Source organism: Streptococcus sp. SG2 (assembly GCF_030439925.1).
GTDB lineage: Bacteria > Bacillota > Bacilli > Lactobacillales > Streptococcaceae > Streptococcus > Streptococcus gordonii.
Map to the genome: position 1 here is coordinate 149989 of NZ_JAQFJD010000003.1, position 15490 is coordinate 165478.

Consider the following 15490-nt stretch of genomic DNA (forward strand, 5'->3'; position numbering starts at 1 on the left):
GAGCTTATAAAAACTAGCTAAACTCGAGAGATAGACACAATTGCGACGAAAAAATGTATAACCAATTCAACTTGTTAAGGTAAGAAAGCATTATTTCCAATCTATTAATTATTCATCTATTACCTATTATGACACAATATTCCCTATAGTTCAACTTTTTACTTGTTTTTATATTACACGGACTAAAAAGTTTTCAACAGTTGATTGCATTTGTTTTAATAAGTTTTAACCTTTCTTGGTTAGATAAAAAAAGAACCATACAGTTTAGAATCTGTATGGTTTTTGCCCCACTTTTGTCCCATTTTTAAATCATGACATTGAAAATACCTAAAATCACTTATATTTCAATATTTTTAATTGCTCTCAATATGAAAGTCCTTTCCAAATCCCTGTAGGGGGCATCTAAATACAACAGGAAAAAGCCTTGATTTACTAGGCTTTTTTGTGTAGTCTTAGCACTAAAAACGATAGAAAAAGCGGCCCTTCTGTACTGACCTCAAAAGTTGGACAGAAAAAACCTAACTTTTGTGGCGCAGTTCATTAGCGCCACATAAAGTTATTTAAGCATATCCTTTTCTCTCATTACCATTTTCTGTTATAATAAATTGTACTTCTAAAATAGAAAGGTCTTAAGATGACAACTCTTATTAAACATAAACGTGTAGAATTTTCAGAACTTTTTATGACTTAGTTTTTGTTTTTGCAATTTCAAAAGTAACTGCTTTAATTCACCATCTTCATAACGGTATTTTGACTTGGAATTCTTTCCTTGATTTTTTCATTGCTATTTTGGTTCTCATCGATTCCTGGATGATTCAAACCGATTATACCAATCGCTATGGAAAGAACTCTTTATTTAACATGGTAATCATATTTATCAAAATGGGACTTTTACTCTTTATAGCCAATATGATTGGACCTGATTGGCAACAATATTTTCATTATGTCTGTTGGGCTATTGGTACATTAACCCTTACCTTATTTTTTCAATATTTGGTTGAGTTTTTTAAAAAATCAACCGATAATGTTCATAGGGAAAGTATCAAAGGTTTTCTATGGATAACAGGTCTACGAAGTTTAGAAATCTATCTAGCAGCTCTTCTTCCTATTTACATTGGAGTCTATATCCTTTATGCTAGTATTCTGCTAACATTTATTACGCCAAGTATCTTGCTTAATAAAGATAAGCATTACCAGGTAAATCTCCCCCATTTAATCGAGCGCATCTCCCTTCTTGTCATTATTACGTTTGGAGAGATGATTACGAATCTAGCTAACTTCTTTACAATCGAGAATTTCTCGATTTATTCGGTTCTTTATTTCATTATTATGATTTCTCTGTTCTTGTTTTATTTTGGTCAATTCGACCATGCTATTGATGAAAAATCTAATCAAAAGGGACTATTTCTAATTTACAGTCACTATCCTATTTTCATTGGACTTATGATGATGACTGTATCGATGAGTTTTCTTCAGAATCCTGAAGCTAATCGTCTCTTTGCAACCAGCTTCTCTTATATCGGATTTGGCCTCTTTCAAGCTGCTGTCCTAGTAAATGGGCCCTATAACAAACACTATCTTCGCTATTCGAAAAGTTACTACTGTGTCCAAGCGACACTCTATCTGGCTGCCTTTATTCTCTCTTTGATCTTTGCTTCTAATCCTATAATAGTAGTGAGTATAACAACCATTTTAGCTCTAGCTATAGCCATTCATTCTATTTATTTTTATATGACACAGACTAAAAAACATTCCAAATCTAACTGGGAGTTATTTTAATGAGTTTATAACATAAAAAAGCTTTGGGAACCAAGGCTTTATATGATATCAATCACCGACCACGAAAATGTTTAGCTTACAGAACTGCTAGTGAAGCTCTAGAGGATGAGTTCGAGTAAATGTTGCACTTATTCTTGCAATTTATCATTTACTTGATGCACGAACTCGATATTTTTTTCGTTAATTTGTTTTTGCCCCACTTTTGCCCCATTTTTAAATCCTGACATTGAAAATACCTAAAAGTATTTCCCTAAAATCAGCTATATTTCAACATTTTTGTTTATTTTCAATATGAAAAGTTCTTACAAATTCATGTCGTTATCCTGAGAATAGTTAGAATAAATTAAAATAAGGTCTTTATCTAACACGAAAGCCACATATGTTTATTTTTCATTAACTTGTGTAATGAAAAATAACTGAAAATCTTTTGCATCTTTCTGAGTCGGAAAGTCAATTATAATATTGTCCAACGCAGTACCAAACCACCTATTTGCCGACCTTTTTCTATTGCTTTTACAGATAGGAGTATTCTTCCCTTAGCCAGCCAACGGTTTATCGACTTCATCCTTGCTAATAAACACCTGCTCTGTTAAGACGGGACACTCTTATCCCAAAAAAGTTCCAAAGTCTCACCTGACTCTGGAACTTTTTGATTTCTACACTTATTGTTTGGCTTCCTGTTTTAATTGTTGCACCTGTTCCTCGTACTGGACAAGCTCCTTGTCTTTTATATTGATAGTCGCTTCTGCTTCAGCAATGCGGCTTCTCAGATCTTGAGTCTTGCTATGGTGATAGCTAATACCAATAACACTACCAGCAATGATTCCGATTACTAGACAAGTAAAAATCACCAAAATCAAGGAAGCAGATAGTTGTGTAAAGACAAGACTGACAGTTACTGTTTGACGATTGAGCAGACCAAAGCAGATCACAATGACTAATAAGATCAAACCGCCAATTAGATAAGCCTTATCTTTCAGTGACAATTCATTAAATTTTTTTAGCATAAGTTCCTTTTCTCCTGACTATGTTGATAGAAAACTACACAACATTTAGATATTAACCGAAGCCATTCTACCAGAAAAATTCGATACTGTCAATAATTATTTGATTAACACTCCGTAACTCTACTTGAGTATTTACACATAATTATTGACAGTATCCCGATTTGATCTCGCACTGACATTTATTTATAACAACACTATATATCTAGTATAGCATAATCATTAGGTATTATAGGTTTTCAAACCAAATAGGAAACCTATATGAGTCATTCGTTATTTTTGCCCCACTTTTGCCCCATTTTTAAATCCTGACATTGAAAATACCTAAAAGTATTTCCCTAAAATCAGCTATATTTCAACATTTTTGTTTATTTTCAATATGAAAAGTTCTTACAAATTCATGCAGGGGGCATAGAAATATAGAAAAGAAAGCCTTGAAAATCAAGGCTTTTTTGCTTAAATTTTTAGGATATTCTGAGTCTAATATAGATGAAATTCTTTTCTCATAACAAAAAAACGCTATGTAGCGTTTTTTTATTCTTCTTAGTTACTCATCTAGTCGAATAAACATCATTGCATTAAGTAAGGAGATGAGTGCGACTGTATTAATATTATTGGAATAGATCAGTCTCTTATTTTCAATAGGAGGAATAATAAAATTAGAAATAATGATGTCGTATGGTGATTCTTTTAGAGACTCAAGTGATAACTCTAATTCACTCCAAACTTCCAGTTCAAAATTGTTACTACAATAGTAAGAAAGTGTCTCTGCTATTGATTTTGCATGATACTGATCAAAATTACTCATGACCAAAACCTTTAATTTAGGTTGATTTTGTAAAAGATTTAGCACCAAGTGTTTGCTATGGGTGATAAAAGTATAGGTCAAATGATTGACCTTCATTGAACTACGATCCATATCCAAAGCCTCTAGATAGTGTTCAATCCCTTCCTTCACCTCTGAAACGAATCGAGGGAAAATATTTTGAAAGTTCTTGATTGTATTGCCTTTTTGATCAAATAGGATAAACTCTGTTGATAATTCCTGGCGATGCAGATGTGCCGTATTATGCAGATGCCAGATCAGATTGTCCTTATTGTCTACTTGGAGATTATACTCTCTTGATACCTGATCCACTAAATCTCCCAATAACTGATACGATTTTTTTACATAGCTGTCTGTTTTTGCATAGTTCAAGAAAACTTCTTCATCTATGAAAAACATTTTTTGAAAATAGGATACAAATAGTTGACCGATCACTTCTTTATTCAGAGAGATATGATATTCAGAATCAAAGCTCGCTACAATGTCTTCGATTCCTTCTGCCTGCATGAAAGATTCTAACAATTGATTGTTAAAAGAATTTTTCTCAACTTCCAAGAAATGACCAAACTTTATTCGGTATAAATTCGTAACAAGGAGCAACTTTAACATTCGTTGAGTTGCGAAATTGACTGGAAAGGCAGTTTCTTTATAGACCAGTTCTAAAAGCTTACACAAAGGTTCTACTGAAAAATCTTCAAATGGCCATTCAAGGAAATAATATTTCTCTGAAAAATACTGGGCAAAAAAGTAACGGATATCGATCTCATTCCCAGTGATTCGAACTGGATTGAGGCTTATTTCAAAACGATATTGTTTCTTAATAATTTTATTAATATGACTGATGATACGATAAAGAGAGGAAGAACTGATATAAAACTCTTTGCAAATACTATCAGCATCACTTCCTTCATTAAAGAAGATAAATTCTAAAATTGAAAAATGAGTTGAATGCTTAAAAAAATGATGATAGACCATCTCAATATCACTATCATCGGTATTAATGATACGGATGCCGTTTGTTGAGGAATGAAATATCAAGTCAGGAAAAGAAGACCTGACATGGGACAAGTCATCTTTTACAGAACGTTCTGTACAATGCAATAATTCCGCTAGTTCAGAAATATGAAACCAGCGCTTATTTTCAAATAGTATTTCTAATAATTCTAATTGTCTGTGACTTTTTTTAGACAGTAATTCTCGCATTAAAATATTATCTTTCTTTATATAGTGTTTTATTATCAGGCAATTATACCATATTTTATGCATTTAACCTTGTTTAACAACTTTAAAATATATCTAAAAACGCTGATAAAAGCCTGTAGAACAAGGAATTATTATCTTTGCGTATCTATGGTGCAGATAAACGGAAAGAAAACCAAGCTGAATTATTATGTTTCAAAGTTGGAAAATTATATAATCATATTAATCAAAAGATTTGAATTTTGATTTAGTAAATTTAGAAAGGAGAATCGATATGCTTTGGTCTATTATTGTCGGAGGTGTTATTGGTCTTATTGCTGGATCAATCACTAAAAAAGGTGGCTCTATGGGTGTTATTGCAAATATTGTTGCAGGTTTAATCGGTTCAACTGTCGGTCAATCACTTTTGGGAACTTGGGGTCCTAGTTTGGCTGGTATGGCCTTGCTTCCTTCTATCATTGGTGCAGTTATTGTAGTAGCTGTTGTATCATTTTTTGTAGGTAAAAAGGCATAAATTGTCTTTTTACTTTCAGAATACAATTTAAAACTTAATGATGTGAGGATTCAATATGTCAAAATCAAGAAAAATACTTTTTCTCATACTATGTATTTTAATCTTGACGATTTTGATTCCTGTTTTGCTAGATTTTCATAAAGTTAGCGGTCTGGGGCTTCAACTATTTACCTGGAAGTTGTTCACTTGGAAGCAAATTCCTTTTGTAGGATACTATCTTTCTAGATATGTCTTTTGGGGCACTGTGGTTTTAGCAAGCTTAATCTTACTACTGATGTTAGTGATAGTTTTTTATCCTAAGAGACGTTTAGAAATTCAGCTAGCTGATGCGGATGGGAAACTGATGCTGAAAAATTCAGCGATTGAAGGATTTGTTCGTAGTCTGGTAACAGATCACGATTTAATTAAAGATCCTACAGTTTCAGTAAATAGCCGTAAAAACAAATGCATGGTGTCCGTTAAAGGGGCAATCGTTCCTTCGGAAAACATTATCAAGAGAAGTCAGTTGATTCAAGAAGAAATTGCGTCTGGATTGACAGAATTCTTCGGAATCAATCATAATGTCAAGCTTAAAATCTCTGTCTCAGACTTCAAGCCAAAAGAAGTGGCTAAAAAAACTACTAGTCGTGTAAAGTAAGGAAGTAAAAAATGGAATGGTTTAAAAAATATCAATATCCAATCTTGTCTGGATTAGCAGGCATTATTCTAGCGTGTTTTATCCTATCCTTTGGCTTCTTTAAGACTCTATTTGTCTTGATTTGCGCTACTCTAGGGGCAGGAATCGGATATTATATTCAAAACAAAAATATATTTAAATAAGAATAAAGGAGTTTAACATGTCAAATAAAGATGTTAAAGATGTTGCAAAAAAAGAAGTTGCTCAAGCAGCTCACGAAGTAAAAGGTGAATTGACTTATGATGATAAGGTCATTCAAAAAATTATTGGCCTTTCTTTAGAGAAAGTTTCAGGTTTGCTGGCTGTTGACGGTGGCTTCTTCTCTAACTTAGCAGATAAATTGATTAACACTGATAATGTCACTAACGGTGTTAATGTCGAAGTTGGTAAAGAACAAGTAGCTGTTGACTTGAATGTAGTAGTTGAATATCAAAAGAATGTTCCTGCATTATACGACGAAATCAAGAAAGTTGTTGTGGAAGAAGTTTCTAAGATGACTGACTTAGAAGTTGTTGAAGTCAATGTTAATGTTGTTGATATCAAAACTAAAGAACAGCATGAAGCTGATTCAGTTAGTCTTCAAGACCGAGTAACAGATATTGCAGAATCAACAGGCGAATTTGCTTCAGAGCAATTTGAAAAAGCAAAATCTGGACTTAGCGGTGGTTTTTCAGCTGTTCAAGAAAAAGTTGGTGAAGGGGTAGATGTTGTTAAAGAAGCTACTTCTAAGGAAAAAACTCGCGTTCATTAATACTATAACTACGAAAAGAGATTTTTATTTTATTTCTTTTCTATAAATAAAATACTTAAAAACTCATAATGGAGGTAAAGATTATGTCTACAGAAGAAAAATTCAACCAAGCTAAAGGTTCTGTTAAAGAAGGACTAGGAAAATTAACTGGTGATAAAAAAACAGAAAAAGAAGGGGCTGCTGAAAAAGTAGTTTCTAAAGTTAAAGAAGTCGCTGAAGATGCCAAAGATGCTGTCGAAGGCGCAATCGAAGGCGTTAAAAATATGATTAATAAAGATGACAAATAAAGCTAAGAGTTAATTTCTCTTGCAAAACATCTTTGTAATTTATAATAGTAAAAAGAGAGTGGGACAGAAATCGGTAATTCGTTAGAATTCGATTTCGTCGTCCCACCTCCGCACAGTTGAGTAGGGCTGTAAAAGCTGATGGAATCAGCGTAGTAGAGCCCACTCAACCACTGCGTCATGCTCGACAATCCAAAGACAATTGAGAGGCTAGGACTTTTATCCCAGCCTCTTTTTCATTTCTCTTGCAACAAACGGTGATTTGATTACTTATTTTTAGTCTCCGTTTCACTCTTTTCCTTATCAATCTTTTGAAGTCCTGATCATTCTTATATTGAATAATAAATTCTACTACTTCTTTTTCAGTCAATCGATCATTGGATAATTGTGAAATTTGAATTGAAATATTTTGCAAACCATAGTCATTTTGCTTACTAATGAGGTTTTTTAATTCCTCGTCAGAAAGATGTTTTCCTGAAATAGTTAACTTTAGTGTATTATTTTCTTTGATAAAGTTCTTTTTTAGTACTGTCTGCTCTTTAAACTGATCAGATAAGTATTTATTTATAGATTCATTAATTAGTGTTTCTCTAACTAATGTAGCTGCTGAAACCAAACTGGGAATAATAAGAATAAGCGAAACTAGAATTAATATTTTTCTCATTTTATAAGCTTCTTGATTATGTTTAATGTAACGATTTTTTACCATAGTTAAACTTGTGCCAATATAGGTAGCAATCATGATAAAGCTACAATTAATGAAAAATAAATAAGATGCACCTAGCATGAACTTAAAATTTCCTGTTGCTATAGAATAACCAACAGTGCACACAGGAGGCATAAGAGCCGTTGCAATAGCCACTCCAGGTACAATATTATTTGCTTCTTTTTTTCGTGCCCCTATAACTCCAGCCAACCCTCCAACAAAAGCTATAACAACATCCCAAATTGTTGGAGAAGTTCTAGCAATAATTTCTGTACTTGCATAAGAAATAGGAGAAATTAGAAAATAAACTGTCGATGCTATAAGACTCAACGAAACTTGAATAAACAAAATTTTAAACGACTTTCTGAGCAGATTCATATCCAATATCGCTAGCGAAAAACCAATCCCAAGAATGGGTGTCATTAGCGGAGAAATTAACATTGCACCAATGATAACTGGAGTAGAATCCATATTTAGTCCAATAGATGCAATCAACATTGCGCATAACAAAATAGCTAAATCACTTCTTGTTAAATCTAGATCATCATAAATCTTATTTCTAAATTCTGTTAAAGAATAAAGCTTGTCATCCTGTAAAATTTTTCTCAAAACAGCATTCCTCATATTAATGTTTTCCAAAGTATAAATCCACTCTAATTAATGAATGAAATTTGCAATATTGACAAAAAATATAGAAAGTGGTTTATACTAGTAAATATTTTAACATACAATTTGATAAATTTATTATTAACTTATTGCCCATACCATCCTAAATTTTAACTTTTTCCAATCTCCAATTATAGAAGCTCAACGATTATAATGTAGCACAAACGATACGCACTAAAATTTTTCAAACTTTAAGGAACCAATCTATTAGTAAACAATTGTTTAAAATCTATCTAGAATAAGAAAGACGCAACCACCTAAAACACGCTGATAAAAATAAACATTCTATTCATGCCTCACTTTCGCCTCATTTTGAAATAATCAGATTTAAAATCACTTAAAGTATCTTCTGAAAATCACTTACATTTCAATATTTTTGATCATTTTCAAGATGAAAAAGCCTCCCAAATGCATGCAGGGAGCATAGAAATATAGAAGAAAAAGCCTTGTAAATCAAGGCTTTTTTGATGTCAATTTGCTTTTGTATCAAATTTTGTAGCGAGTAATGATAAAACTTTTCTTGCTTCATCAAATTTATTAAGAATTCCCTCTTGTCTAGTACATTATGATATAATACTTTTTAAAAAACTCACTAATAGTGAATAGTGTAAATATCGTATATAAGGAGAACCAGACGAAAATAGAAATTTTATTATCTTATATTGCGCTTAAGCATCAAAGAAAAATAATTGGTGAAGAAATATTTGGAATTTTTAAGTAAGGATAGAAATATGACATTAAAAACTTATTTATTCAGGTGTAAACGAAGCAATTCTATATGGTTGTTTTGGATTTTTATTAATTCATTGGATGTTTTTATTATATCATGTTTGAATGATCAATTCAATCTTCGATTCGAAAGTTCATTTAGCACAGTTAACAGTTGATTTCTCAAACGACGGGCTTCTTTAATAAATTCATCCCGTTTATCTGCCCATTTTTTTGATTCGGATAAATCGTTCATTTTATAGTATTTACGTACATTATTATCTGAGTTTTTACGATTTTCAATAGTTGATTCTAGAGCTTCCGAAAGAACATCTCTTTCTCTAATTAACTCAATATTCGTCATTCTAAGGACGTTCATTTTTTTCACCTCACTTTCTAGTTTATTATATTTAACATTATACAGCACACAATACATCTTGTCAAGACTTTTTTGTTCATCGATTCGTTGTTTTGATTGACTTTTATGTGGTTTCGATATATAATTTATCTATATCGATATACAAAAATAAGGAGAAAAGCAAAATGCAATATACAACACTAACCCAATTTATAGATGAACAATGTACAAAATTAAATTTAAAAAAAGATCAAAAAACACTGATGAAAATGAGAACTAAGTTCGTTAGAACATTAAAAGAACTAGGTATTTGGGAGAAAGCTGAAACAAGATTAATTGATCGATCTAAAACCAAAGTATTCACCAACGCTCAATTATACGAACTACATCAAGCAGTTCGCCCATACTTATTGAAACTCCTGCCAGAACACGAACGACTAGAAATAGAACAAACACAAGAAAATAATTTAAATATTATAAAAGAACATATAGATGAAGTTGAAACAAAACTAACACTATCAATGGAAAACTATGATCTTGATGAATATAAGAAATATATAGAAAAACAATATGAACCACCAATTCCTACACAAGAAGAAATCAATAGTCTCATGCTCGAAGCTCTATTTTTAAAATTCTTCGAACCTATTAATATTAAACAATGGTCAGACGATTTAGCTCTCATAGATTTCATCGATCCTTATGATAGTGATGAAGTAACAGATATAATAAATATAAAAGCTCAAAATCGACTAAAAGATAAAATCAAAGCATACGTTAAAGAAAAGAAAGATTAAACACTCTACGCATTTATTTCACGGTTCGATTGACAGTAAGCTCTGCAACAAAAAAGAAGGAAGGAAGTCAAATCCTTTCTTCTATTTTTTAATGTGTTCTTGTAAAAATCTGTTCGTAGAAAGTACCTGTACCTACTATCCCAAATTTTTCTCTGCTTCTTTTTGGATTTTTGTTAAGGTTCTTATAAAGTAATCTACTACATTTCATATCTACCAAAAAATCCCTAGAAATAATTTCAAGGGATTTTTGAATCAAAGTTTAACTGTCTCGACTCCAAAAAATTGCTAATAGAATCACTGCACCTAAGATAGAGGGTACTACAGCTGTGTCATGGAGAAGTGGCCCCCAGGTCCCAAAAAGACTTTGGCCTATCCAGGCTCCAAGTAAGCCTAGTATCATCTTGCCGATGCATCCCATCCGCTCGCCTCTATTGGTAATTGCGGCAGCTATCAGACCAATGATAAAACCAACTAACATACTTCCAAGCATGACTTAACCCTCCTTTTTAAATCGTTGAACCAACCAAAGGATGGCCAAGGAAATCACTGAACCAACAAAAGAAGCAAAAATTTTAAAGATAGGGAAAAAGACAACCAAGCCAAGCAGGGCACCGATTAAGCTGACCAACAATTTTAATTTCCATTGTTTGGGCTTCTCAAACGGCGTCAATATGACTGCCACAGCTGTCGTCAGTAAACAAGCTGGCAAAGTGAAAATCAATACAAAAATTAGTCCTGTCATCTTAAATTGCCCAGTCTCCATTTCTAAAGATTGCTACACGGCTGCCATCTTCGCGGATACCATCAATATCCATCTGATTAGAGCCAATCATAAAGTCCACATGGACATCCGAGCGGTTGAGACCTGCCACCTCCAACTCTTCTTCGGAGAAATTCTCTCCGCCCACTACACTAGTCGCATAGGCTGCACCGATAGCCAAGTGGTTAGAAGCATTTTCATCAAAAAGTGTATTGAAGAAGGTGATACCTGACTGAGAAATCGGGCTGGGATCTGGTACCAAGGCACACTCACCTAAAGCACGCGCACCAGCATTTTCAAAGACAAGATCCTTCATAACCTGGTCTCCCTTTTCAGCAGTAATGTCCACAATCTGGCCATCCTTGAAGGTCACCTTGATGCCTTTGATGATGTTGCCATTATAGCTGAGAGGTTTGGTGCTGGTCACATAACCTTCTGCCCGGCGGAAATCCGGTGCTGTAAAGACCTCTTCTGTCGGCATGTTGGCAATGAAATACTCGCCCTGGGCATTGAGACTGCCAGCTGACTCCCAGTGATGGTTCTTAGGCAAGCCCAATGTCAAGTCAGTTCCCGGCGCTGTGTAGTGGAGAGCAGAAAATTGCTCTTCATTTAAAATCTTCGCTTTTGAGCTGAGTTTTTCTTCATGAGCCTTCCAAGCCGCAACTGGATCATCCTCATAGACACGGCAGGTTTTGAAAATCTGATCCCAGAGAAGATCTACTGCTTCCTCATCGCTAGATGCATTTGGAAAGACCTTCTTAGCCCACTCAGTACCCGCTGCTGCAGCGACTGTCCAGCTGACTTTATTGGATTGGGTTGCGATTCGCATCGGTTTCATAGCTAGTCCCAAGGCCTTAGCAGAAGCTGATAATTTCTCAGCATCCACACCATTCAAAGCACCTGGGTCAGATGAACGAACACCCAAACGACTGGCCTTCTTTTCTAGAAGATAGTTCATCTCAGCCACCTTATAGTCAGGGATATTATCCAAGCGGTCCATCGGCGCATGGAGGAATTTCTCGCGATTAGTGACATCATCCGCCCATTGGATGATAACCTCATGAGCTCCCAGAGCATAGGCCTCCTTGACAATCAAGTGGGCCAATTCACGTTGCTCCACATCGATGTTCAAAGCCAAGGTATGGCCAGGTTGCACGTTGATGCCGTTCGCCACCAACAATTTTGCGTATTTTTCTAAGTTTTCTTTAAAATTTGGTAAAACCATTTTTTCTCCTTAATAAGCAATATTCTCTTCCTAGTATACCATAAGTACACGCCTCCTGCAGAATCCTTACAACAGAAAATGCCTTTCCTTCCGTCTGGAATACTTTTTTCTCTGCTAGAATATTAATATTTAAACATAAACCAAGACTTTCTACCGTGAGAAAAACGCCTGAAACAAGAATGTTTCAGGCGCTTGGATTTTTGAAAGCTGAGGATTAGGGAATGACATAGCCTTGGTCATCTACCATATGAGGATGTTCTGAATTTCCATTCTCCCTCAAGGCTTCCAAATCTTGATCCAAAATGGAATTGTAGTCTGTACTTCCTTCACGTGTTACACGAGTCGATACTTGTCGCAAAAGTTTTTCGTTGAGATTGCGAACCCAGCGACCGTTACTGTGGTCATTGGCACGCAAATAATTTCCTTTCACAATTTCCCCATACAGAGCTTCGTTGACTTGGTAGCCTTGCTTGCGTAATCCCATGAGACCAATCTCTACAATCTCATCTGGATTATAGTCCTCAAAGTCAAAGACATTTGGAATCCGACTTTGCAATCCTGAATTGACTTGCAAGAAGTCATGCATCTCCCTAGTATAACCAGCGAAGATAATGACGATATCTCGACGGTGATCCTCCATAAATTTGAGGACTTCATCCAAGGCTTCCCTCCCGAAATCATCATTTTGACCAGTGTAGAGCGTGTAGGCTTCATCAATGAAGAGGACCCCACCTAACGCACTTTCTAAGACTTCACGCGTCTTCAAGGCTGTTTGACCTTGGTAGCCACCAACCAGATTGCTTCTAGATACTTCAATGAATTTCTTCTGCTTGATGACGCCTTTTTGGAAGAGAATATTCCCCAAAATGCGTGCAACAGTCGTCTTCCCTGTACCAGGATTTCCAAGAAAGAGCGAGTGCAGGGTTGTATCTTCCACAAGACCACCTTGCTCTGCCCGTTTTTGGTTGAACTCAGCCATGGCTACAAACTGTTCAACTTGCTCTTTCACTTTTCCAATTCCAACCAAGCGGTTGAGAGTTGCCATACCATCTTCTTCCTTATCTGCCCCCGCCTGGTACTTGCCTTGATTGAGAACAGCATCGATGTCGATATTGAGGATGGTCTCGATATCATCTGAACCTTGGGCCACTACTCGGTCTGCCATGGTCTTGGTCAATTGCTCATCTAGATTACGGATCCAGCGACCATTGCTCTTATCTAATGACCCATCATAGGCCCGCTTGATGTGACGAGCATAGTAATCGCGGTCTTCTAGTTTATAGTCTCCCTTGTTCAAGATCATTTCACCCAGTTGGACAATTTCATCTCCTGTGAAGTCTTCAAAGATAAAGTTATTAGGGACACGCGAACGGAGGCCTGGATTAGTCCTTAAGAACTCCTCCATTTCTTTGGTATAGCCGGCAAAGATAATCATGATCTCATCACGATTGTCCTCCATAAATTTGAGGATGGTATTGATGGCTTCGATTCCAAAATCGACATCACTATCTTTTTTATCCAGGCTATAAGCTTCATCAATAAAGAGGATCCCACCACGAGATTTTTCAAGAAGAGCCTGGGTCTGCTCAGCTGTCCCTCCAACATTAGAAGAGATTAAGTCTGACTCAGTCGCTTCGACAAAACGAAATTCCTTACCGGAAAGGACACCTGCCTCAAAGAGAACTTCTCCCAAGAGACGGGCAACGGTCGTCTTCCCTGTACCAGGATTTCCCATAAAGGCTGCATGTAGGGTTTGCTTTTCAGGAGCCTTGCCATTTGCGATCCGCTTTTTGTTAAATTCTACCATGTTGATCATTTTTTTGATCTCATGCTTGACCTTTTCAAGACCAATCAGGCTATTGAGTTCTTCCAGTGCATCACGTTTCGTTTCCTGTTCAGAAGCAGTTGCTGTAGTAGTTGGAACAGTTGCATCAGATGCAGAGCCTGAAGAAGGTGTTTGCGGATTAGCTTTAGCCACTTCTCTGCCTACAAGATAATCACAACTATCCTCAATCTCAGTTATCAGATCACGCGCATCTCCCTGCGCATAAGTAACAGCATCCGCCCGCACATAGGCAGAACTTTGAAGTCGAATATTTGGATCAGCAATTTTATGGAAAACCATCTGGTCCGCCATCACTACACTATCCGAAAAAGCCCCAAATGAAATTCTGTGAGCATTTTCCGCAAGGAAAGTAGTCTCTCCTGTCAAAGCAGCGAACGATTGGTCATAGATGCATAAAAATTCTGTGAAAGTGGCTTGATGAGCTCGAAGCATACTTCCGTACGAATTTAAGGACGTAATGCAATCCGAATCAGAGTTGAATTGAACGTTATTATTAAGGCAAACCGCAGTCCCACTAGGCAATTCGATTTTGCAGTTCTCAGATTTCCAGACTACATTATCTAACCAAACTGGTGGATAGTCCATTTCGAGATTCCCACCTTTAACTGTAGAGTTCTTGAGAGTCACTTCTGAGTTAATCGCACTGATCGTATTAATGTCATATTTTTCAAGGTCGACGGTTTCTAAGGTTAACCTAGCTCCATCTGATAGATCGATTCTAGACAAAACCCTTGAATGACTGATTGATAATTCAGAAGCCACGATACCGATTGAAGCATCGTGTTTTTCGGGAACTTTCATTTCTATATCAGTTAAAATTAGTTTAGAATGCGTGTCTGCGTATAGAAAAAAGTTCTGATTGTTTTGAGTGCTAATTTCAAAACAAACCTGCTTGCAAGTGACTTCAGATCCACTCCATAAAAGAAGGGTAGAATAATTCCCCGTGATTTTAAAACACAAATTTTCAAAGGTGACCTTTGCTCCTGCTACAAATCTGAAAGCTGCCTCAATGGTATTCTTAAAAATTTGGCCATTGCCATTTGGATTAGAAACCACTTGCCCTACAAAATGTAGCTCCTTATCAATGACAATTTCCTGATTGGTCGGCCATTGAAAAGCGTATCCATCTTCAAACTCGATGATGTCCCCATTCTGAGCTTTGTTATAAGCGTCCATAAAATTCCAACTATTGTTGTAAGGACCTACTAAATATTTCGCCACACTCTTCTCCTCTTTTCTTCTGATTACCAATAAAAACTCACTGATTTATCAGCTCATTTACTATACTCTATACACTAAAAATTGTAACACAATCCAGGTTCAATGAAAACATTTAGAAGCGGTTATAAAACTTAAAAACCTCTATTTCCTTTTTTTGAAATAGAGGTTT

At 35.5% G+C, this 15490-nt stretch carries 13 protein-coding genes and 2 pseudogenes; 7 read left to right on the forward strand and 8 right to left on the reverse strand.

Going from position 1 to position 15490, the window contains the following annotated elements; translation table 11 throughout:
- Nucleotides 1–634 precede the first annotated feature (634 nt).
- Nucleotides 635–1779: pseudogene (locus PCY09_RS07665) on the forward strand (low temperature requirement protein A).
- 662 nt (nucleotides 1780–2441) lie between these two features.
- Here PCY09_RS07665 and PCY09_RS07670 read toward each other — a convergent pair.
- Entirely contained in the window at nucleotides 2442–2786 is a 345-nt protein-coding gene (locus PCY09_RS07670) for a lipopolysaccharide assembly protein LapA domain-containing protein (RefSeq protein ID WP_004250751.1), read from the reverse strand.
- A 544-nt stretch (nucleotides 2787–3330) separates the two neighbouring features.
- Nucleotides 3331–4812, reverse strand: a complete 1482-nt coding sequence (locus tag PCY09_RS07675) for a M protein trans-acting positive regulator PRD domain-containing protein (protein ID WP_096754981.1) — start codon at nucleotides 4810–4812, stop codon at nucleotides 3331–3333.
- A 271-nt stretch (nucleotides 4813–5083) separates the two neighbouring features.
- Between PCY09_RS07675 and PCY09_RS07680 the strand changes: the two genes are divergently transcribed.
- From PCY09_RS07680 to PCY09_RS07700, 5 genes are all read left to right on the forward strand, one after another.
- The gene (locus PCY09_RS07680) at nucleotides 5084–5323 is read left to right on the forward strand and encodes a GlsB/YeaQ/YmgE family stress response membrane protein (RefSeq protein WP_045773459.1); all 240 of its coding nucleotides are present in this window, start codon (nucleotides 5084–5086) and stop codon (nucleotides 5321–5323) included.
- Between the two features lie 55 nt (nucleotides 5324–5378).
- Nucleotides 5379–5960 (forward strand): alkaline shock response membrane anchor protein AmaP, encoded by a 582-nt coding sequence (gene amaP / locus PCY09_RS07685; protein ID WP_004192493.1) that lies wholly within the window; start codon nucleotides 5379–5381, stop codon nucleotides 5958–5960.
- Nucleotides 5961–5971: 11 nt separating this feature from the next.
- A complete protein-coding gene (locus PCY09_RS07690) occupies nucleotides 5972–6142 on the forward strand; it encodes a DUF2273 domain-containing protein (RefSeq protein WP_002899156.1) in 171 nt (56 codons plus the stop codon).
- Between the two features lie 17 nt (nucleotides 6143–6159).
- Nucleotides 6160–6750, forward strand: coding sequence for an Asp23/Gls24 family envelope stress response protein (locus PCY09_RS07695; protein WP_096754980.1), 591 nt, complete (start codon nucleotides 6160–6162; stop codon nucleotides 6748–6750).
- 83 nt (nucleotides 6751–6833) lie between these two features.
- Nucleotides 6834–7037 carry a CsbD family protein gene (locus tag PCY09_RS07700; RefSeq protein WP_008809820.1) on the forward strand — a complete coding sequence of 68 codons (204 nt, stop codon included), beginning with the start codon at nucleotides 6834–6836 and terminating at the stop codon, nucleotides 7035–7037.
- Between the two features lie 307 nt (nucleotides 7038–7344).
- Here the strand turns inward: PCY09_RS07700 and PCY09_RS07705 are convergent.
- A pseudogene (locus PCY09_RS07705) lies at nucleotides 7345–8349 on the reverse strand (TIGR00341 family protein); the annotation flags it as partial.
- A gap of 895 nt (nucleotides 8350–9244) precedes the next feature.
- Nucleotides 9245–9493: a hypothetical protein gene (locus PCY09_RS07710; RefSeq protein WP_048777208.1), complete on the reverse strand. Its 249-nt coding sequence runs from the start codon at nucleotides 9491–9493 to the stop codon at nucleotides 9245–9247.
- Nucleotides 9494–9657: 164 nt separating this feature from the next.
- Here PCY09_RS07710 and PCY09_RS07715 point away from each other — a divergent pair, with 164 nt between their 5' ends.
- A complete protein-coding gene (locus tag PCY09_RS07715; RefSeq protein ID WP_048777210.1) occupies nucleotides 9658–10269 on the forward strand; it encodes a hypothetical protein in 612 nt (203 codons plus the stop codon).
- Nucleotides 10270–10528: 259 nt separating this feature from the next.
- Here the strand turns inward: PCY09_RS07715 and PCY09_RS07720 are convergent, their stop codons facing one another.
- The 4 genes from PCY09_RS07720 to PCY09_RS07735 all read right to left on the reverse strand — a co-directional run bounded on the left by PCY09_RS07720 (nucleotide 10529) and on the right by PCY09_RS07735 (nucleotide 15321).
- Complete coding sequence (locus tag PCY09_RS07720; RefSeq protein WP_045504405.1) at nucleotides 10529–10759, reverse strand: GlsB/YeaQ/YmgE family stress response membrane protein; 231 nt, start codon at nucleotides 10757–10759, stop codon at nucleotides 10529–10531.
- 3 nt (nucleotides 10760–10762) lie between these two features.
- The gene (locus tag PCY09_RS07725) at nucleotides 10763–11011 is read right to left on the reverse strand and encodes a hypothetical protein (RefSeq protein WP_048809683.1); all 249 of its coding nucleotides are present in this window, start codon (nucleotides 11009–11011) and stop codon (nucleotides 10763–10765) included.
- A 1-nt stretch (nucleotide 11012) separates the two neighbouring features.
- Nucleotides 11013–12254, reverse strand: coding sequence for an aminopeptidase (locus PCY09_RS07730; RefSeq protein ID WP_125397196.1), 1242 nt, complete (start codon nucleotides 12252–12254; stop codon nucleotides 11013–11015).
- 214 nt (nucleotides 12255–12468) lie between these two features.
- Nucleotides 12469–15321, reverse strand: a complete 2853-nt coding sequence (locus PCY09_RS07735; RefSeq protein WP_125397197.1) for an AAA family ATPase — start codon at nucleotides 15319–15321, stop codon at nucleotides 12469–12471.
- Nucleotides 15322–15490 lie beyond the last annotated feature (169 nt).

Excerpts from the sequence above, each read along its gene's own strand:
- PCY09_RS07670 (WP_004250751.1), bottom strand. The coding sequence starts at position 2,786 with ATGCTAAAAAAATTTAATGAATTGTCACTGAAAGATAAGGCTTATCTA.
- PCY09_RS07680 (WP_045773459.1), top strand. The coding sequence starts at position 5,084 with ATGCTTTGGTCTATTATTGTCGGAGGTGTTATTGGTCTTATTGCTGGA.
- PCY09_RS07730 (WP_125397196.1), bottom strand. The coding sequence starts at position 12,254 with ATGGTTTTACCAAATTTTAAAGAAAACTTAGAAAAATACGCAAAATTG.
- PCY09_RS07720 (WP_045504405.1), bottom strand. The coding sequence starts at position 10,759 with ATGCTTGGAAGTATGTTAGTTGGTTTTATCATTGGTCTGATAGCTGCC.
- PCY09_RS07715 (WP_048777210.1), top strand. The coding sequence starts at position 9,658 with ATGCAATATACAACACTAACCCAATTTATAGATGAACAATGTACAAAA.
- amaP (WP_004192493.1), top strand. The coding sequence starts at position 5,379 with ATGTCAAAATCAAGAAAAATACTTTTTCTCATACTATGTATTTTAATC.
- PCY09_RS07710 (WP_048777208.1), bottom strand. The coding sequence starts at position 9,493 with ATGAACGTCCTTAGAATGACGAATATTGAGTTAATTAGAGAAAGAGAT.
- PCY09_RS07700 (WP_008809820.1), top strand. The coding sequence starts at position 6,834 with ATGTCTACAGAAGAAAAATTCAACCAAGCTAAAGGTTCTGTTAAAGAA.
- PCY09_RS07695 (WP_096754980.1), top strand. The coding sequence starts at position 6,160 with ATGTCAAATAAAGATGTTAAAGATGTTGCAAAAAAAGAAGTTGCTCAA.
- PCY09_RS07675 (WP_096754981.1), bottom strand. The coding sequence starts at position 4,812 with ATGCGAGAATTACTGTCTAAAAAAAGTCACAGACAATTAGAATTATTA.
- PCY09_RS07725 (WP_048809683.1), bottom strand. The coding sequence starts at position 11,011 with ATGACAGGACTAATTTTTGTATTGATTTTCACTTTGCCAGCTTGTTTA.
- PCY09_RS07690 (WP_002899156.1), top strand. The coding sequence starts at position 5,972 with ATGGAATGGTTTAAAAAATATCAATATCCAATCTTGTCTGGATTAGCA.